Below are 19,655 nucleotides of genomic sequence, written 5' to 3' on the forward strand. Positions count from 1 at the left end.
ACGGACACTCGCGGACATCCATGGCATAGAAGTCGCTGTTTTCAAGGCATTTCATGCGATCGCGCGGACTGTCATGGATATGCATGGATGCTGATGCTAGTTGTCGATCATCAGGAGCATGGTGTGCTCTGCCGCCGCGGACATACCCAGAGACGCCCATGATAGCGGGACAACCGCGGCCGGTCAGCGCGGATGCGCGTCGGTCGGCGCCGGAGCGGGGTGCGAGAGCGGATAGCCGTGCTCCCGCAGCAGACGCAGCACCCGATCGACGGGGAGTGCCTGCACCTGGTGGCCTTGCCAGCCGCGCATGTCGCCGGCGTGGAACAGGGAGTTGATGATGGCTTCTTCGGTCGCCTCGATGGCGGCCATGAACAGCGGCGACATGGCGTCGTTGCGCAGCACGGCAACCTGGCGCACGGACTGTTCGGCGGCGTACGGCACGCGGTTCGCCGCGTAGGTGGAGAAGGCGATCACGTAGTCGCCGCTGCCGTTGGAGGCGATGCCGCCGCTGCGGGCGAGGCCGAGGATCGCGCGTTTCGCCAGCCGTTTCAGGTTGCGCGCATCCAGCGGGGCGTCGGTGGCCACCACGATCATGCACGAGCCGTCGGGCGAGTCGTTCAATGCGTCGCTGAGGTAATACTTGTGCAGCAGCTTGCCGACCGGGACGCCGGCCACGGTCAGGGTGCCGCCGAAGTTGGTCTGCACCAGCACGCCGACGGTATAGCCGCCCAGACGGTCAGGCAGCTTGCGCGAGGAGGTGCCGATGCCGCCCTTGAAGCCGAACGCGACGGTGCCGGTGCCGGCGCCGACGTTGCCCTGCGCGACCTTGCCGCCGCTTGCCGATGCGATCGCCTGCAGCACGTCGCGCACGGCGACGTGGCGACCGCGGATGTCGTTGAGATAGCCGTCGTTGGTTTCCCCCACCACCGGATTGACCGACAGCACCTCGCGATTTTCGGGGTTGGCGAGCGCGTGCTCGATCAGCGCCGCGGCGGCCACCGGCACGCTCAGCGTGTTGGTCAGCACGATCGGCGTTTCGAGGTTGCCGAGTTCGTCGATCTGGGTGCTGCCGGCGAGCTTGCCGAAACCGTTGCCCACGTACACCGCCGCCGGCACCTTGTGCTGGAAGAGGTTGCCCGCGTGCGGCAGGATCGCGGTGACGCCGGTGCGCACGTCGTCGCCACGGATCAGCGTCTTCTGGCCTACTTCGACGCCGGGCACGTCGGTGATGGCGTTCAGGGCGCCGGGCGGCAGCACGCCGATGGCGACGCCGTAGTCACGCAGGTCGCGCTGCTGACCGAATGCCGGCAGGCAGGCCAGCAAGCCGAGTGCCATCGCGATGGCACGGCGACCCATCAGCCCGCCTCGCGCCGTGGCCGTCGCCAGAAGCGGTAGATCAGCGCGCCGATCAGCAGCGCGATGGCGGCGGCGACCAGGTTGGCAACGCCGGCGCTGGCCAGCAGGCCCAGCGACAACGCCGTCGCGGCGAGCGGGATCAGCGGCCCGCCGGGCAGCCGCATGGCGCGCTCGCGCTGGCCGTGGCGCCTGCGCAGCACCAGCACCGCGACCGCCGTGGCGAGATAGCCGAACAGCCGCGCCACCACGGAGAGCAGCGCCAGCTGCACGAACGAGCCGGACAGCGCCAGGATCACCGACAGCACGCCCACCGTGACGATGGCCACCGCCGGCGTGCGGAAGCGCGGATGGATGCGCGTGAGCGCGGCCGGACCCACGCCGTCGTCGGCGAGCGCGAGCAGGTAGCGCGGGCCGAACATGATCGTGTTGCTGTTGGTACCGAGAATGGAAACGGCCGCGCCGACGGTCAGCACCAGCGCCAGCCACATGCCGCCGAAGCGCGCCGAGGCATCGGCCAGCGGCGTGCTGGACGCGGCCAGCCCCGGCAGCGTACCCAGCGCCACCCACTGCACCGCCACGTAGGTCGCGGTGACGATCGCGATCATGGTCAGCATCGCGAACGGCACGTCGCGCTGCGGGTTGCGATATTCGGCGGCTGCCGCGGGCATGTTCTCGAACCCGGCATAGGCGAACAGCAACAAGAGGGCGCCCTTGGCCAGGTCGTCCATCGGGATCGAGTCCACCGCCAGCGGCGAGGCCTGGCCCAGGTCGACGAAGAACGCGCCGATCAGCACGAACATCGCCAGCGGCAGGAACTTGGCGATCGCCAGGGTCACCCCGGTGCGCGCCGCGGCACGCACGCCGATCACGTTGATGCCGGTCAGCGCCGCCAGCGAGCCGACCACGATCAGCACGCGCACATTGCCGTCGCCCGCCGCCGGCCAGAAATGCGTGACCGCATCGGCCAGGCCGTTGCTCAGCGCTGCGGCGCTGGCGATGCGGGTCAGCAGCAGCATCCAGCCCACCTCGAATCCGGCGAAGCGCCCGAACGCCTCGCGCGCATAGAGATAGCTGCCGCCGGCCTGGTCGAAGTAGCTGGCGGCCTGCGCATAGCACAGCACCAGCAGGCTCACCGCGATGCCCGCCAGCAGCACCGCCCACAGGCTGGCCGGCCCCAGCAGCGCGGCAGCCGCCGCCGGCAGCAGGTAGATGCCGCTGCCGATCACGTCGTTGACCGACAGCCCGACCAGTTGCCAGCGCCCGACCGCGCGCAGCATGTGCGGCTGATGGGTCGCGGCTGCCTTCGGCCCCACGGGGACAACGGACGCCGGCGATATCGGCAATTGACTCAAGAAGACTCCCACCAGGGACAGGATCGGATAGCGCTTGTTTGATGCTCGGAGATTCCCGGCACCCGGCGCCATTCAAAACCGAACCAGGCACCGCTGCCACCGCGACAGGTCACCAGCGATAGGCGACCTTGCCGTACACGTAGGCACCCTGGGCGCCGAACGGCGAGCTGCTCGGATACGGGAAGATGCCGTGGAAGTTGCTGCCGTCCGGTGCCTTCTGCGGATAGGTGTCGAACACGTTGTCCGAACCCAGGGTGAAGGTCCAGCGATCGTGGTAGTAGTTGGCGGCGAGATTGAAGATCCACCGGGACGGGTAGACATCGTCGTAGATGTAGCTGGTCGAGCTGTACTCGGTGACCCCGCCGTAACGCACCGCGGTGCCGGTGAAGCCCCAGTGGCCGGTCTTCCAGGTGTTGGTCCAGATGAACTTGGAGCGCGGCATCTGGTCGGCCAGCAGGCCCTTGGCCTGGCTGCGCGTGATGCGCTGGAAACCGACATTGCCCAGCGCGTCGAGCACCGCGGGGTTGGGCAGCACCTTGGTCACCTTGTTCTTGTGGTACGACCAGTTGACCGTGGTCTGGAACGAGCCGCCGTCGGCAAGCTCCTTGATGTAGTTGGTGACCACGCCGATGCCCTTGATGCGCATCTCGGCCGCGTTGGTGAAGTAGGCCAGCGCCACGTACTCGGAATTGACCACGCCGTTGGCGGCCAGGTAGTCCTTGACCGACTGGGTCACCAGCGACATCGAGCTTGACATCAGGATGCGGTTTTTCAGCCGGATGTCGTACAGGTCCACCGTGGTGGTGAAGGCGCGCGTGGGCGCCCACACTGCGCCGACGGTGATGCTGCGGGTGGTCTCCGGCTTCAGCGGCTCGCTGCCCAGCAGCTGCGCGGTCTTGTTGTCCGGCGGCACCAGGCCGCGCAGGTAGATGCCCTCGGGCAAGCCCAGCGAGTTGCCGGCGGGGTAGGACACCGAGGTGGTCACCGAGGCGTGCTGCTGACCCAGGCCCGGCGCGCGGAAGCCGGTGGAATAGGTGCCGCGCAAGGCAAAGCCGTGGTCGAAGTCGTAGCGGCCGGACAACGCGTAGGAGAGGTTGGTGCCGAAATCGGAGTAGTCCTCGTGGCGCGCCGCGATCGAGGTACTCAGCCGGTCGGTGATGTTGCCTTCCAGTTGCGCGTACTCGGCCACCGAATGCCGCGTGCTGTTGCTGGCGTCCTCCGGGCCCCAGCCGGCAAAGCCCTGCGCGCCGCCGGTGACGCCCGAGGTGCCCACGTAGTACGAGGCAAGGTCGCCGGCCACGATCTTGTAGCCCTGGTGCAGGTACTGCGCGCCGAAGCCCAGGTGCCAGTAGTCGTTGAGCGACTTGCCCATCGAGAAATCGAGGGTGGCCTGCGAGGCGGTCAGGGTGCCGTCGTGGATGTCGGTCGGGGTGTAGCCGAAGTCGTTCCAGAAGGCGAAGTTCACCGTGTTGAAGGTGCCGTAGGACACGCGGTTGGCGCCCCAGGTGGCCGCGGTGTCCCAGTCCCAGCCCGACTCCGTCTCGCCGCGCACGCCCATCACGAAGGACTTGTCGCGCGACACGCCATGCTCGACCGGGTTGAAGCCGTCGCCGTCCGGGAACAGGTACTGCATCAGGTCGTTCTTCGGCTCCGGCGCGTTGGTGCCGTAGCGGTAGAACGCCATCGGCTCGGCCATCAGCCGGCCATAGTGGCCGTAGCCGTACAGATGCACCTTCGGCGTGAAGTCGTACTGCCAGTTGAGGAAGGTGTTGTAGTTGTTGGAATTGGGGATGCCGACGTGGTACTTGCGGCCCAGCTCGGTGAAGCCGGGGCGGTTGTCCAGCCCGGCGCGGTTGGTCGGGTCCTGCTTGCCGACCTGCGCGGAAAGCCGCATCCAGCCCTTGTCGCCCAGCGCGAAGCCGAGGCTGCTCTGCAGCCGCGAACTCGCACCATCACCGGCCGAGTACTTGCCGTAGTCGCCCTGCACCTCGCCGCCCTCGCCGCCCTTTTTCAGGATGATGTTGATGACGCCGGCCAGCGCGTCGGAGCCGTACTGCGCCGAGGCGCCGTCGCGCAGCACCTCGATGTGGTCGATGGCGCCGACCGGGATGGTGTTGATGTTGACGCCCTGCGAGCCCTGGCCGACCTGGCCCAGGGTGAGCATCAGCGCGCTCGAGTGCCAGCGCTTGCCGTCGACCAGGATCAGCACCTGGTCGCTGTTGAGGCCGCGCATCTGGAACGGCCGCACGAAGGCGAACGTGTCGGACATCGAGGCCAGCGGGAAATTCAGCGAGGGTACGGCGAGGTCGAGCGCGTTGCCCAGGCTCACCGCGCCGGAGTCGTTCAGCACCTGCGCGGGGATCACGTCCACCGGCACCAGCGAACTGGATTGCGTGCGGTCGCTGGTGCGCGTGCCGGTCACGATCACCTGCGACAGGTTGACGGCATCCTTCTTCTGCTTTTGCTGGCTCGATGATGCCGCGTCCGCCGGCGCGGCGGGTGCCGACGCGGTTTCCTGCGCGGCAGCGGTGCCCGCCAGCACCAGCGCCACCGATACGGACAACAGCTTGGGAATGATTCGACCGAAACGCTCGTTCATCAGAGACCCCCAACGTTAGGATTGCACCGGAACCGCCCTGCCCCCGGCGATTGCTTGGTCCACTTCAGTCAAGCGATGTATCCGGGCGTCTCCGCACCGGCAAGGCGTTGGCGATGTCCCCGAGAACAAGCGTATTCAGGCCGGGCCCGAAGGCACGCTCCGCAACGTCTGGTCGAGCATAGTCACAAGCCGCCGCCAGCCACCAATGAAAAGACCGGCACCTGGCATAACCGAAAGTTGTAGATGCCCGTGAGCGTGGGCGCGATCAGCCCGGCGCAAGCGTCTGCCGCGCGAGCTGGCGCACCAGTTCGATGAAGTGTTCCTGCAAGGGATTCAGCTGGCTGTCCAGCCGGTACACCGCGTACAGCACCACGTCCAGCTCCAGCGCCAACGGCCGCGTCTGCACCACGTCGCCGTCGCCCTGGGAGGCGGTGAAGGGGTCGACCAGCGCCAGCCCGGCGCCTTGTGCCACCAGTGCGCAGGCGAGTTGATAGGTCTGCACCCACACCGAGATCTGCGGCGGCGGGTCGACATGCATCAGGTGGCTTTGCAGCAGGCTGCCCAGCGCGTCCTGCACGGCGATGCCGATCATCGGCTCGCCGGCCAGCGCCGTCACCGGCAGCGGCTGCGCCAGTTCCGCGGGCGACCAGCGGCCCGGCGGCGCGATCACCATCACGCGGCCCTGGCACAGCGGCTCCTGGCGCAACTCGGGGTGGCTGGCGTCCTGCAGGGTGAGGCCGATGTCGGTTTCGCGCAGGGTCAGCGACTCGCACATCTCGGCCGAGTGCCGCGTGGACAGCTCCGCGGTCGCGGCGGGCCAGGCCTTGCGCAGCAAGGTGGTCGCGTCCGGCACCAGCGACTGCGCCAGGGTGGGCGTGCAGGTCACCCGCAGCGGTTCGCTCTCGGGCCGCGCGAAATTCGCGGTGAGCCGTTGCAGGTCGTGCAGGTCGCGGATGATTTTCTCCACGCGCGGACGCAGCAGCAGCGCCTGCTCGGTGGGATGCAGCCGCCCGCGCACGCGATGGAACAGGGTGAACCCGAGCTGGTGCTCCGCCTGCTGCAGCGCCTTGCTCGCCGCCGGCTGCGAAATGTTCAACAGATTCGCCGCGCCGGTGAGGCTGTTGGTGGTCATCACGGCATGGAACAGTTCGATGTAGCGAAGACGCATGTCGAGAGTTCACCCTGTGGCCGCGGCGGCGCTGTCTTCGAAGTGCAGCACAGCCGGTGCCGCCGGGCAACTCCCGTCGACCGGTTTCCACAACCCGCAGTTATGCCAGGTGTCGGTCTTTTCATTGGTGCCGCGCCGTGGCCGATCACTATGCTCGACGCCGTGTCGTGACGGGCTACCGGATGCCCGCGGGAGTACGCGCACCATGTCCGATCCAAGCAACGCCGCCGAGCCCGGTCACTGGGGCCCGCCCTACCTGCTGTACCTCGGCAGCGCCGCCGACGACCTGGCGATCAAGACCGCCCGGGGCCTGGCCTACTGGCGCCCGGACTGGTGCGTGGGCCAGCTGCGGCGCGGCGACTGCAAGCCGACACTGGGCCTGCCGGAGATGAGCGTCGGCGAAGCGCGCAAGGCCGGCGCCAACACCATGGTGATCGGCGCGGCCAATGCCGGCGGCGTGATGTCCTCGCACATCGTGGCCGATGCCATCGCCGCGCTGGAGGCCGGCCTGCACGTGGCCGCGGGGCTGCACCAGAAGCTGCGCGACAACCCGGACATCGTCGCCGCGGCGCGACGCCACGGCCGCGAACTGTTCGATGCGCGCGACCCGATGCCGGGCCTGCCGGTCGGCAACGGCCGCCCGCGCGCCGGCCGGCGCCTGCTCACCGTGGGCACGGATTGCTCGGTCGGCAAGATGTACACCACGCTGGCGATCGAGCGCTCCATGCGCCGACGCGGACTCGCCGCCGACTTCCGCGCCACCGGACAGACCGGCATCCTGGTTGCCGGCTCCGGCATCCCGATCGACGCGGTGGTCGCCGACTTCATCTCCGGCGCCGCCGAGAAGATTTCGCCGGCACGCCTCGACGGCGGCTGGGACCTGATCGAAGGCCAGGGCTCGCTGTTCCATCCCTCCTACGCCGGCGTGTCGCTGGGCCTGCTGCACGGATCGCAAGCCGACGCGCTGGTGCTGTGCCACGAGCCCACCCGGCAGCACATGCGCGGCCTGCCCGACTACCCGCTGCCGGAACTCAAGCGCTGCCTGCAGGCCAACCTGGTTGCCGCGCAGCTGACCAATCCGGCGGTGAAGGCGGTGGGCGTGGCGGTGAACACCTCCAACCTCTCCGCCGCCGACGCCGCGACCGCCTGCCGCCGCATCAGCGGATTGCTCGAACTGCCTTGCCAGGACCCGGTGACGATGGGCGTCGAAGCGATCGTGGACAACCTGCTCGCATGCTGCGCCAACTGATCATCGAGGAGCGCCGTTTCCCGCTCGCCGCGCCGTTCCGCATCTCGCGCGGGGTCAAGCACAACGCCGACGTGGTCACCGTCGCCATGCGCCAGGGCGACAAGTGCGGGCGCGGCGAAGCGGTGCCCTACGCGCGCTACGGGGAATCCGCCGCGTCGGTGATCGAGCAGATGGAGCAACTGCGCCCGCAACTGGTCGCCGGCATGGGCCGCGACGAGCTGCAGGCACGGTTGCCGGCCGGCGCCGCGCGCAACGCCCTGGACGCGGCGCTGTGGGACCTCGAATCGCAACTGAGCGGCGTGCCGGTCTGGCTGCGCCTGGCGCGGCCGCAACGCGCCGCGCTGGTGACCGCGCTGACCATCGGCATCGACACGCCCGAACGCATGGGCGCGGCCGCCGCGCGCATCGCCGGCACCGGGCTGATCAAGATCAAGGTCGACGCCGACGACCCGGCCGCACGAATCGACGCCGTGCGCCGCGCCGCGCCGCATGACCGGCTCATCGTCGACCCCAACGAGAGCTGGACCATCGAGTTGCTGCGCGACATGCAGCAGCCGCTGGCGCGCGCCGGCGTCGACCTGCTGGAACAGCCGCTGCCGGCCGACGCCGACGACGCGCTGCTGGGTTTTTCCGGCAGCATCCCGATCTGCGCGGACGAGGCCTGCCACGAGACGCGCGACCTGCCGCGCATGCGCGGGCGCTACCAGGCGATCAACATCAAGCTCGACAAGACCGGCGGCCTGACCGAGGCATGGCACCTGCTGCGCGCCGCGCGCCGCGAAGGTTTCAAGGTGATGGTCGGCTGCATGGTGTGCTCGTCGCTGGGCATCGCGCCGGCGCTGGAACTGGCGCGCGAGGCGGCCTTCGTCGACCTGGACGGGCCGTTCTGGCTGCAGCACGACCACCCGGACGGCGTGCAACTGCACGGCGGCTCGCTGCTGCCGCCCTTGTCCGGCTTCTGGGGTGGCTGAGCGCCCCGCCACAACCGCCGGTTATGCCAGCTGACCGTCTTTTCATTGGTGGCTGGCGCACGCCGGCGACTATGCTCGATCCGACAATCGTGGAGGGTGAACCCATGTCCGATCGCAACACCGCGCGCGCCGATGTCCGCCAGGCGCACCGCGCGCGCGCCGCGCGCTGGCGGCAAGCCGCGCTGGCGCTGGCGCTGACCGCGTGCAGCGCGCTGGCGTGGGCGCAGGACGTCAATCCCGATTCGACCGGCCGCGAGCCGGTCATCACCCGCATGGCGCTGGAGAAGGCCAAACCGGTCACCGCCAAACACGCCATGGTGGTCAGCGCGCAGCACCTGGCCACGCTGGTGGGCGTGGACATCCTCAAGCGTGGCGGCAATGCGGTGGACGCCGCCGTGGCGGTGGGTTTTGCCGAAGCCGTGGTGCACCCGTGCTGCGGCAACATCGGCGGCGGCGGGTTCATGACCATCCACCTCAAGGATGGCCGCAACCTGTTCCTCAACTTCCGCGAGAAAGCCCCGCTGAAAGCCACGCCGACCATGTTCCAGGACGCCGACGGCAACGTGGTCGAGGGGCGCAGCACCGACAGCTATCTCGGCGTGGGCGTGCCGGGCACGGTGATGGGTTTCGACACCGCGCTGAAGGCCTACGGCACGATGTCGCTCAAGCAGGTCATCGCGCCGGCCATCAAGCTGGCGCGCGAGGGTTACATCCTCAAGCAGGGCGACGTCGACAGCCTCGAACCGCACACCGGGGATTTCGCCAGGCACGCCAACGTGGCGGCGATCTTCCTCAACCACGGCAAGCCCTTCAAGGTGGGCGAACGACTGGTGCAGAAGGATCTGGCCAACACCCTGGAAATGATCGCCGACAAGGGCATCGACGCGTTCTACAAGGGCCCGATCGCCGAGGCCGTGGTCAAGGCCAGCGACGCCAACGGCGGCATCCTGTCGATGCGCGATTTCGCCAATTACACCGCGCAGTGGGAAAAACCGATCCAGTGCAAGTACCGCGGCTACGCCGTCGTCTCGGCGCCCCCGCCGAGTTCGGGCGGCACCACGCTGTGCCTGATCCTGCAGATCATCGAACCCTACCCGCTGGCCAGGTGGGGTTACGGCTCGGTCAACAGCGTGCACTACATCGTCGAGGCCGAACGCCGCGCCTTTGCCGACCGCAACACCTACCTCGGCGACCCGGCCTTCGTGCACAACCCGATCGACGAGCTGCTCTCGGCCGAACACGTGGCCAGGCTTCGCGCCACGATCCAGCCGGACCGGGCTACGCCGTCCTCCGAGGTCAAGGGCAGCCTCGGCGCCCCCGAAGGCAATCACACCACGCATTACTCGGTGGTCGACAAGGACGGCAATGCCGTCGCCGTCACCTACACCGTCAACTTCCTGTTCGGCAACAAGCAGATCGCCGGCCATACCGGTTTCTTCCTCAACGACGAGATGGACGACTTCACCTCCAAGCCCGGCGTGGCCAACGGCGCCGGCCTGGTGCAGGGCGTGATCAACCAGGTCGAACCGGGCAAGCGTCCGCTGAGCTCGATGACGCCGACGATCGTGCTGCGCGACGGCAAGCCGTTCATGCTCACCGGCAGCCCCGGCAGCGCCACCATCATCTCGTCCACGCTGGCCAGCATCATCAACGTGGTCGACTTCGGCATGAACATGCAGCAGGCCGTCAACGCGCCGCGCCTGCACCAGCAGTGGTACCCGGACGTGGTCTACGCCGGCCAGGGGTTGCTCACGCCCGAGTCGCAGAAATCCCTGGAAGCGATGGGCTACACCTTCCAGCAGTTCAGCGGCGGCGCGGTCGAGGCGATCCTGATCAATCCGAAAACCGGTCTGCTGGAAGGCGCCAACGATCCGCGTCGTCCCGCGGGGCTCGCTGCCGGGTACTGAAATCCGCGAGGCCGTCCGGGTGGGCGGCCTGCGCTAGATTAGGCAGCCGGACCACGAAGGCGGGAATGAACACGTGGCGCGACTGCCCGAACCGGCCGCGACGAGGCCGCCGCGATGGATGCGCTGATCACCGCCGCCGCACAGGCGCTGGCGGCGGGCGACCCGCTCGGTGCGATGACGCGGGTCGCCCTGCGCGAAGATGCGCCGGCGCTGGCGCTGCGCGGACTGGCGATGGCCCAGCTCGGCGATTTCCCGCGCGCAACGCTGCTGCTGCGGCGCGCGGCGCGTGCGTTCGGTCCGCGCGAGGCGACGGCGCGCGCCCGCTGCGTGGTGGCCGAGGCCGAGATCGCGCTGGCCTCGCGCGAGCTGGAGGGATCGACCCGGAAGCTCGACGCCGCGCGCGCCACGCTCGACGCGCACGGCGACCACGCCAACGCGGCGCACGCGCGCTACCTCGGCATCCGCCGCCTGCTCCTGCTCGGGCGTCTCGACGAAACCGAACAGGCGCTGGCCGCGGCGGCCGGCACGCCGCTTCCGCCCGCACTGCTGGCGGTGCACGAACTGGTCGCGGCGGGCGTCGCGATGCGCCGCCTGCGCGCGACGGCGGCACGTGATGCGCTCGCTCGCGCCGCCCGCGCCGCGCAACGCGCAGGCATCCCCGCGCTGATGGCGGAGGTGGACGCCGCCACGCGCACCCTGCACGCGCCCGCCGCACGCTGGCTGGCCGGCGGCGAGGAACGCCTGTTGCCGCTGCGCGATGTCGAAGCCCTGCTGGCGTCGGAAACCTTCGTCGTCGATGCCTGCCGCCATGCCGTGCGGCACCGTGGCAAGACGGTTCCGCTGGCCAGTCGTCCGGTGTTGTTCGCGCTGATGCGGCAACTGGCCGAGGCGTGGCCGCATGACGTGCCGCGCGACGCGCTGGTCGCTCGCGCGTTCCGCGCCAGGCACGCCGACGAGTCGTATCGCGCACGCTTGCGGGTGGAACTCGGGCGCCTGCGCCGCGCGCTGAGCGGGTTGGCCGAGGTGCATGCCACCCCGCACGGTTACGCCTTGCTGGCGCATCGCGCGGACCAGGTCGGCGTGCTGGCGTGGCCGGTCGAGTCCGCGCACGCGGCGGTGCTGGCCCTGCTCGGCGACGGCGAATCGTGGTCCAGCTCGGCGCTGGCTCTCGCGCTGGGGCGCAGCCAGCGCAGCGTGCAGCGGGCACTCGAAACGCTGGCGGCAGCCGGCAGCGTGCAGTGCTCCGGGCACGGTCGCGCGCGCCGCTGGATGACGCCGCTTACGCCGGGATTCGCGACGACCTTGTTACTCCCGGCGCCGCTGTCGTTTGAATAGCATGGCCCGCGTCTTCCATCCCCAAGGAGTCCGGACATGAAACGAAGCAAAGCCGACATCGTCGCCGAACACGGCCCCTACCCCGGCACCGATGGCGTGCATGGCGTCACCTGCGATGGCGAACATGTGTGGTTCGCCTCCGGCGCACGGTTGAACGTGTGGGACCCGGCCAGCGCCCGCGTGTTGCGCAGCATCGACATCGCCGCGCACGCCGGCACCGCGTTCGACGGCCGCCACCTGTTCCAGATCGCCGAGGACCGCATCCACCGGATCGATCCGCAGACGGGCGAGGTGCTGGCCACCATTCCCGCGCCGGGCGACAGCAGCTCGGGCCTGGCGTGGGCCGAGGGCACGCTGTGGGTGGGCCAGTATCGCGGGCGCAAGATCCAGCAGATCGATCCGGCGACCGGCGCGATCCTGCGCACCATCGAATCCGACCGCTTCGTCACCGGCGTCACCTGGGTCGACGGCGAGTGCTGGCACGGCACCTGGGAAAACGACGAGAGCGCCTTGCGGCACATCGATCCGGCGACCGGCGAAGTGCTGGAGCAACTCGACATGCCGCCCGGCGCCGGCATCTCGGGGCTCGCCGCCGAAGACGGCCAGGCCGTGTTCTATTGCGGCGGCGGCCACAGCGGCAAACTGCGCGTGGTGAAGCGGCCGCGAAGCGTCGCGGCGGCTGGCTGACGAGGCGCCGGATTCCAGCTTTCGCTGGAATGACGGCCAAGGAGCTTCAGCGCCGCAGGCGTGCCGGGCTCAACATCTCCATCGACAGCCCGGCATCGACCAGGCGCTGCGGCAGCGGTCGGCCCAGCGCCAGGTTGGCGCAGGTTTCGCCCATCGCCGCGCTGGTCTGGATGCCGTAGCCGCCCTGCGCGGCGACCCAGAAGAAACCCGGCGCATCGGGATCGAAGCCGCCGATCAGGTCGCCGTCGGCGACGAACGAGCGCAGGCCGGCCCACGTGCGCCGGGGTCGGCGGATCGTCATCGTGGTGGCTTCCTCGATACGGTGGATGCCCAGCGCGATGTCGTATTCCTCCGGCTGCACGTCGTGCGGTTCGACCGGGTCGGCATTCGCGCACGAGCCCAGCAGCAGGCCGGCGTCGGGCTTGAAATAGAACCTCTCGCTGAAGTCGGTGACGAACGGCCAGCGTGCCGTGGCCACGCCTTCGGGCGGCTCGAACACGAAGGCGGAGCGGCGCTTCGGCACGATGCCCAGCGGCGCCACGCCGGCCAGCGCGGCCACGTGGTCGACCCAGGCGCCGGCGGCGTTGAGCAGCAGCGGCGCGCGGAACGACTGCGCCCCGCTGTGCACCCGCCAGCCGCCCGCCTCGCGCTCGATCGCGTCGATGGCGACGTCCACGCGCAACTCGCCGCCATGCGCGCGCAAACCGCGCAGAAAGCCGAGGTGCAATTCGTTGACGTCGATGTCGGCCGCGCCCGGCTCGTGCAGGCCGATCTGCGCGAACTCCGGCCGCAGCACCGGCACCGCGGCCTGCACGCGGGCCGCGTCGTGCAGCTCGATGTCGCGGCTGAACGGCACGATGGCCTCGTACAACGCGCGCACGTCGTCGCGGCGTTCCGCGCCGGCGATGATGGTGGCGCCACGTGGACTCAGGATCGGCTCGGCCGAGAATCCCGCCGGTGGCGCCGCCAGGAACGGACGCGCGGCACGGGTCAGCGCGCGCACCTGTGGCGAACCGTAGGTTTCGCTGAACAGCGCGGCCGAGCGTCCGGTCGAGTGCACCCCGGCATGCGCCTCGCGCTCCAGCACCAGCACCCGCACATGCGGTGCGAGGAAATACGCGACCGACGCGCCGGCCATGCCGGCGCCAATCACGATCACATCGGTTTCGATCCGTTCCATCATCAGTTCTTTCGTTGAGAAGGGAATAGGGAATCGGGAATGGGGAATCGCAAAAGCAGAGAGCACTGCTCTTGGCTCTTGGCTCTTGGCTATTCGCTATTCCCCATTCCCTACTCCCTGGTTTGTTTCGCCACCACGCTGGCGGCGGTTAGGTCGGCGGTGACGTTGCCCAGCGTGGCCAGGGCGTCGGGCACCGTATCCACCGCCAGCATCAGGCCCAACGGGGACAGCGGCAGGCCCATCGCCTGCGCCACCGGCAGGTTGGTGGCGACGAAGGTGACCTGGCCCGGCAATCCCACCGAACCGAGGCTGACCACGACCGCCAGCAGCGCACCGGCCAGCAGCTGCGCGGTGGACAGATCCACGCCATAGGCCCACGCGATGAACGCCGCCGACGTCATGTACTGCACCGGGCTGGTCAGCCGGAACAGGCTCACCGCCATCGGCAGCACCAGCGCGGCGACCTGCTTGGGATAGCCGAGGCGGCGGTCGGCGCTTTCCAGCATCGCCGGCAGCGAGGCCAGCGAGGACTGCGTGCTGATCGCCACCACCTGCGCCGGCACCAGCGCGGGCACGAAGCGGCGCAGCCGCTCGCCGCCGAACACCAGCGCCACCGGCAGCATCATCGCGGTGACGGCGAGATACAGCAGGCACTCGGTCAACACGTACACGCCCAGCGCACTGAGCATGCCCAGTCCGGAGCGCGCGCACACCGAGAGGATCAGCGCGAACACGCCCAGCGGAGCCACCCACAGTACCCAGCGCACGATCACGATCATCGCGTCGGCAATCGCCTGGAAAAACTCCACCAGCATCGCGCGCCGCGCCGGTGCGATGCGGGTCAGCGCGAAACCGAGGAACAGCGCGAATACCACCAGCGGCAGCATCGCGCTCTGCGCCGCGGCCATGATCGCGTTGCTGGGTACGATCGCCACCAGCGTGTCGACCCACTGCACCGGCGCCACCGACACCGCCGGCACGCTGGCGTGGTCGAGCGCGGCGACCAGCTCGGGGTTGTGCGGAAACAAGGAAAACACCAGCGGCGCCGCCAGTGCGGCGAACAGCGCGCCGCCGGTGAGGATCACGATGAACACCACGATCGCGCGGCGCGCGATGCGGCCGGAGGCCGCCGCGTCGGTGGCAGTGTTGACGCCCACCACCACCAGCGCCAGCACCAGCGGCACCACCGTCATCTGCAGCGCGTTCAACCACAGCTTGCCGACCGGGTGCACCGCGTTGGCCACCTGCAGCGCCACGGATTGATCCCAGCCGGCCAGCAGCAGGCCGATCACCGCGCCGGCGGCCAGGCCGGTGAGCACGCGCGCGGTGGCGCTCATCGCGCGCCGTCCGCGTGGAGGACGGGCAACTGCCACGTGTTGCGCAGGCGCTCGTACTCGGCCTGCGGCAGCAGCACGAACACCGGATGGTCCTGCGGCTTGAGCCAGGCCAGCAGCGACTGCATCACCGCCGGCGTCATCGCGGTGCAGCCGGCGGTGGCGTCGGTGGGCGACTTCCACAGGTGGGCGAAGATGCAGCTGCCGCCTTCCGGCGCCGCCTGCGCGTTGTGCTCGATGACGAAGCCGAGCCGGTAACGCTGGTCGCCATCGACATGCAGGTCGCGGCGCATCGGCTCGCTGGAACCTTTCACGGCCTCGGCACCCACCACGTCCGCATCGACGATGCGGTTGTAGTGCGGCGAACCGCTGACATCCATGCACCAGTCGCTGGCGCCGAGCGCACGATACGGCAGCGCGGTGGCCGCATGCGCGGCATAACCGAACGCCGTGCCGATGCGGAACACGCCGGCCGGGCTGCGGTTGTCGCCTTCGCGCTTGACCGGCCCGCCGGTCTGCGCAGGGTTCAGTCCCATGCCCCAGCCGGAACCGCGCTTGCCGACGGTGACCGGCGCGGCGGGGCGCACCTGGCGCCAGCCGTCGCCGTCGCGCTCGAACGCGCGCAACGTGCCGTGGTCGGCGTGCCAGTCGGCGGTGGTGACCACGATCATCTGGCGGGCGTTGCGCCACGGCGCGTCCGCGGCACCGGCGTGCGCGACGCCGGCAAGCACGGCGGCGAACGTCAGCAAGGCAAGCATGCGGCGGCGAACAGTCATCGGGTTTCCATCCGGCACATCATCGTCATCTCGTCAAGTTGCAGGAGCCCGCTCGCGGGCGACGCTTTTTTTACCGGGATTCGTGGCGAGAACATCGCGCGCGAGCGGGCTCCTGCGATTCCCAATTCCCAATTCCCGTCCTCATGGCTCCAGCATCTGCTGGATCCGGTCGAGGTTGCCCAGCAGCAGGGCACGGCGGTCGTCGTGGCTTTCGCACAGCTGCACGAATACGCCGTCGAGCAGGTGCTGCAGGGCGGACTGGTACAGCAGCGGCTGGATGTAGGGCAGCTCGTCATGGGCGGACACCACCAGCGCGATGTCGGCCAGCGTGCGCAGCGGATTGGCGGTGTGCCGCGTCACCGTGATCAGCTGGCCGCGGCGTTCGCGGAAATAGCGGGCGATCTTGCACAGCGCCGGGTGGTTGCCGTGTTCGGAGAACATGATGAGCACGTCGCCGGCGCCGGCGGCGGAGACGTTGGCGGTCATCCGCGCGGTGTCGAAGTTGTGCACGGTGAGGATGCCCAGCAGCGACAGGCGCAACGCGAAATTGCGCGCATAGATGTCGTCCTCGCCCAGGCCGATGATGAACACCTTGCCGGCGCGGCCGGCCTGGCCGATCGCGTCGGCCACCGCATTGAGCATCTCCGGCGGGTTGATCAGCCGGGTGGCTTCCTCGGCCTCGGACTTGCGCCGCCACAGGTTGCCGGCGAACGCGCCGGTGCCGTCGCCGCCGGCGGTCGACTCGACCTGCAGGGTGTCGCCGTTGTCGGCGCGGGCGATCGCCTCGCCCACGGAATACTTGAGGTCGGGATAACCCTTGAAGCCGAGCTTCTGGGTGAACTTGACCACGCTGGACTGGCTGATGCCCAGCGCATTGGCCAATTGCTGCGAAGAGTAGTCGCGCAGCAGGTGCGCGTTCTCCAGCACGAAATCGGCGATGCGCCGCTCCACCGCGGACATCTGGTCGCGTTCCGAACGGATTTTGACCAGCGGGGACATCAGTTCTCTATCCTCTCCAGCGCTTGCGAAAAATTCGACTGCCGTGGCGAGAGCGTCGCCGGGCGTTCGTGGCAAGGTGCGTTGTGGGCAACTCCGGAAAAGCCTGGAGAACCGGTGACCCGGATTTGCCCGCAGCGCGCCGCCGCTACGGACGTCCGGCGGCGGTCGCAGTAGGCGGGCGATTTTTTCACAAGCGCTCCAGGCCGCGAATTTCGCGAATGCCCAGGCCGGGCGCGTCCGTTACCGAGATCTCCGATTCGTTGAAGATTACCCCACCGTCGACCGGGTTGAACTGGCACAGCGAGGGGCCATCCAGGTCGATCTTGGTGATCGCGTTGGACTTGGCCACCGCCACGTGCACCGCGGCCGCCACGCTGATCGAGGTTTCCAGCATGCAGCCGATCATGCACTCGATGCCGTGCATGCCGGCGATGTCGGCGATGCGGATCGCATTGGAGATGCCGCCGGTCTTCATCAGCTTGATGTTGATGATGTCGGCCGCGCGCAGGCGGATCAGCTCGATCACCTCCATCGGGCCGAACACGCTCTCGTCGGCCATCACCGGCGTATGCACGCGCTCGGTGACGTAGCGCATGCCGGCCAGGTCGTTGGCCTTGACCGGCTGCTCGATCAGCTCGAGCTTGATGCCGGCCTCCTCCAGCGTCTGCAGCGCATACACCGCCTGTTTGGCCGTCCAGCCCTGGTTGGCATCCAGGCGCAGCAGGGCGCGCCCTTCCACCGCGGCGTAGATCGCCTTGACCCGCTCGATGTCGACGCCGATGTCCTTGCCGACCTTGATCTTCAGCGACTCGAAACCGCGCTCCACCGCGGAGACCGAATCGGCCACCATCTTGTCGATGTAGTCGACGCTGATGGTGATGTCGGTGGTGATCACCGGATCGCCGCCGCCGAGCAGCTTGTACAGCGGCGCGCCGTAGAGCTGGCCCCACAGGTCGTACACCGCGATCTCCACCGCCGCCTTGGCGCTGGTGTTCTTCTCCATCGAGGACTGGATCAGCTGGGTGATCTGGTTGAGGTTGGCAATCTCCTGGCCGATCAGCCGCGGGGAGATGTAGTGGCGGATCGCGTCGATGATCGAGCCATGGGTGTCGCCGGTGATCACCGCGGTGGCGGGCGCCTCGCCGTAGCCGACCTCGCCGGTGTCGGTATGCATCATCACCACGATGTCGTCCACCGTGTTGACGGTGCGCAGCGCGGTCTTGAACGGGGTCTTCAGCGGTACCCGCAGCATGCCGAACTGGATGTCGGTGATTTTCATGGGAAGGCCTTCATGGAATCCGTGTCCTGTTTTCTTTTTGGTGCCGGCGGGCTCAGCGGCGGATGCGCACGATGCTGGTCATGCGGTCGACATAGGTCTGCTTGTCGTTGTAGAGCAGCGGCAGCAGCGGGGTCACCGACACCGCGTTGAGCTTGATGCGCACGCGGCTGCCGTCGGCCTTGCGGTAACTCATGCCGCCCACGTCGTGGATCACGTAGGGCTGACCGTGCAGGCGGCCGATCACCATCATCACGTGGCCGGGGATGTAGACCAGGTCGCCGACCTCCAGCGCCTGCGCGGCCTTGAGGCGCGTCTCGCGGCTGTCCTTGGCGGTGAACGCGCGGTGCTCCAATGCCGGGCTGATCGCCTGCCTGCTGGTGTTGCGCGGCATCTGCACGCCCATGCTGCGGTACACGTCGGAGACGAAGCCCGAGCAGTCGCGGCCATCGTACGCGTGGCCCCAGCCGTAGCGTTCGCCGAGGAACTTGAACGCCTGGCGGATGATGTTGGCGCGGGTCAGCGGCAGGTAGTCGGCAGCCGTGTCGGTGTTCTTCTGCAGCAGCGCCGGGGTGAAGCCCAGCGTGCCGTCGGCCTTGCGCAGCGGCAGGTCGAGCACGTGCGCGGCGTACGGCGTCTGCCCGTTCACCGGCTGGTCCGGCGGCAGATCGGTCACCAGCGGCAGGCGCGTGCCCATGTCCAGCGGCAGCTGCGAGACGGCCGGCACCTCGCGGGTGAACACGGTGCGTTCGACCGCGCCGGTGATCACCCGGTACGGCGTCCTGTCAACGTAGCCGAACACCTCGGCCGCGCTGCCTTCGGCCACGTTGTCCTTTTCCGTCCACGCCGCATAGCGCGGGCTGACCACGAACAGCCACTGGCCGTCGGCGCTCGCATGCACGATCGCCACCGGCGTGCCGGGAAATTCGGCGGTCTCCTGGAAGCGGTCGATGTCGGTGTCGCCCTTTTCATTGAACACGCGCAGCGTGGTGGGGAAGGTGCGCAGCGCAGCGCGGCGCACCACCAGGCCGTAGCGCGTCTTCTGCTGCGCGGGAATCGCATCCAGCGCGAGGTTGGCGACCACCGCGTCGAGCGTGGCCGCGCTCACCGATTTGCCCTCGACGTCGAACAGCGGTCGATCCGGCCGCTGCGACAGATCCTTGATCCAGCCTTCGACGCGGGCGCGGTCCAGCGTCGAAGGCAACGCGCGCAGATCGTGCATCGACGGGTCGATCTTCAGCAGCCTGGCGTTCTGCGCCGCGATCGCCGCGCGATCCATCACCGGCGCATCGGGCTGCGCCAGCCGCTCCACCCAGAACTGCGGCGTCAGCTGCGCCTCGCCCACGCCGAGCACGCCGGAGGGCGGCACGACCAGCGCGTCGTCGGCGCCGCGGGCCTGCGGCGGCGCCGCGGCGAGCAGGGGCGCAAGCAGGAGAGTGGCAAGCAGGGGAAATCGCATCATCGTG

General features: G+C 68.9%; 15 protein-coding genes. 5 read left to right on the top strand and 10 right to left on the bottom strand.

Annotated features, from left to right (window positions below; translation table 11 throughout):
- Window positions 1-183 precede the first annotated feature (183 nt).
- From ACVCMB_RS09225 to ACVCMB_RS09240, 4 genes are all read right to left on the bottom strand, one after another.
- On the bottom strand, window positions 184-1,356 hold the full coding sequence (locus ACVCMB_RS09225; RefSeq protein WP_447106748.1) for a DmpA family aminopeptidase: 1,173 nt from the start codon (window positions 1,354-1,356) through the stop codon (window positions 184-186).
- Window positions 1,356-2,633 carry an APC family permease gene (locus tag ACVCMB_RS09230; RefSeq protein ID WP_447106749.1) on the bottom strand — a complete coding sequence of 426 codons (1,278 nt, stop codon included), beginning with the start codon at window positions 2,631-2,633 and terminating at the stop codon, window positions 1,356-1,358. The genes ACVCMB_RS09225 and ACVCMB_RS09230 overlap by 1 nt, the downstream gene beginning before the upstream one ends.
- A 184-nt stretch (window positions 2,634-2,817) precedes the next feature.
- A complete protein-coding gene (locus ACVCMB_RS09235) occupies window positions 2,818-5,307 on the bottom strand; it encodes a TonB-dependent receptor plug domain-containing protein (RefSeq protein ID WP_395120153.1) in 2,490 nt (829 codons plus the stop codon).
- Between the two features lie 265 nt (window positions 5,308-5,572).
- Window positions 5,573-6,475 (bottom strand): LysR family transcriptional regulator, encoded by a 903-nt coding sequence (locus ACVCMB_RS09240; RefSeq protein WP_395120154.1) that lies wholly within the window; start codon window positions 6,473-6,475, stop codon window positions 5,573-5,575.
- A 205-nt stretch (window positions 6,476-6,680) separates the two neighbouring features.
- On the opposite strand from ACVCMB_RS09240, the gene dgcN reads away from it, so the two are divergent.
- The 5 genes from dgcN (at window position 6,681) to ACVCMB_RS09265 (ending at window position 12,624) form a co-directional block, all read left to right on the top strand.
- The gene (dgcN, locus tag ACVCMB_RS09245; protein WP_395120155.1) at window positions 6,681-7,724 is read left to right on the top strand and encodes an N-acetyltransferase DgcN; all 1,044 of its coding nucleotides are present in this window, start codon (window positions 6,681-6,683) and stop codon (window positions 7,722-7,724) included.
- Window positions 7,709-8,695 carry an N-acetyl-D-Glu racemase DgcA gene (gene dgcA, locus ACVCMB_RS09250; protein ID WP_395120156.1) on the top strand — a complete coding sequence of 329 codons (987 nt, stop codon included), beginning with the start codon at window positions 7,709-7,711 and terminating at the stop codon, window positions 8,693-8,695. The genes dgcN and dgcA overlap by 16 nt, the downstream gene beginning before the upstream one ends.
- Window positions 8,696-8,799: 104 nt before the next feature.
- Window positions 8,800-10,602, top strand: coding sequence for a gamma-glutamyltransferase (gene ggt, locus ACVCMB_RS09255; protein ID WP_447106750.1), 1,803 nt, complete (start codon window positions 8,800-8,802; stop codon window positions 10,600-10,602).
- Window positions 10,603-10,716: 114 nt separating this feature from the next.
- Window positions 10,717-11,937 carry a helix-turn-helix domain-containing protein gene (locus tag ACVCMB_RS09260; RefSeq protein ID WP_447106751.1) on the top strand — a complete coding sequence of 407 codons (1,221 nt, stop codon included), beginning with the start codon at window positions 10,717-10,719 and terminating at the stop codon, window positions 11,935-11,937.
- 36 nt (window positions 11,938-11,973) lie between these two features.
- Window positions 11,974-12,624 carry a Vgb family protein gene (locus ACVCMB_RS09265; protein ID WP_395120159.1) on the top strand — a complete coding sequence of 217 codons (651 nt, stop codon included), beginning with the start codon at window positions 11,974-11,976 and terminating at the stop codon, window positions 12,622-12,624.
- 46 nt (window positions 12,625-12,670) lie between these two features.
- Here ACVCMB_RS09265 and ACVCMB_RS09270 read toward each other — a convergent pair whose 3' ends face one another.
- From ACVCMB_RS09270 to ACVCMB_RS09295, 6 genes are all read right to left on the bottom strand, one after another.
- Window positions 12,671-13,807, bottom strand: coding sequence for an NAD(P)/FAD-dependent oxidoreductase (locus ACVCMB_RS09270; protein WP_447106752.1), 1,137 nt, complete (start codon window positions 13,805-13,807; stop codon window positions 12,671-12,673).
- A 107-nt stretch (window positions 13,808-13,914) separates the two neighbouring features.
- Window positions 13,915-15,141: a dicarboxylate/amino acid:cation symporter gene (locus ACVCMB_RS09275; protein ID WP_447106753.1), complete on the bottom strand. Its 1,227-nt coding sequence runs from the start codon at window positions 15,139-15,141 to the stop codon at window positions 13,915-13,917.
- Window positions 15,138-15,914 carry a L,D-transpeptidase family protein gene (locus ACVCMB_RS09280; RefSeq protein WP_395120162.1) on the bottom strand — a complete coding sequence of 259 codons (777 nt, stop codon included), beginning with the start codon at window positions 15,912-15,914 and terminating at the stop codon, window positions 15,138-15,140. The genes ACVCMB_RS09275 and ACVCMB_RS09280 overlap by 4 nt, the downstream gene beginning before the upstream one ends.
- Before the next feature lie 141 nt (window positions 15,915-16,055).
- On the bottom strand, window positions 16,056-16,913 hold the full coding sequence (locus tag ACVCMB_RS09285) for a MurR/RpiR family transcriptional regulator (RefSeq protein ID WP_395120163.1): 858 nt from the start codon (window positions 16,911-16,913) through the stop codon (window positions 16,056-16,058).
- A 187-nt stretch (window positions 16,914-17,100) separates the two neighbouring features.
- A complete protein-coding gene (locus ACVCMB_RS09290; RefSeq protein ID WP_395120164.1) occupies window positions 17,101-18,192 on the bottom strand; it encodes a dipeptide epimerase in 1,092 nt (363 codons plus the stop codon).
- Between the two features lie 52 nt (window positions 18,193-18,244).
- A complete protein-coding gene (locus tag ACVCMB_RS09295; protein WP_447106754.1) occupies window positions 18,245-19,648 on the bottom strand; it encodes a C40 family peptidase in 1,404 nt (467 codons plus the stop codon).
- Window positions 19,649-19,655: the final 7 nt, after the last annotated feature.

The organism is Rhodanobacter sp. UC4443_H10 (genome assembly GCF_052978325.1).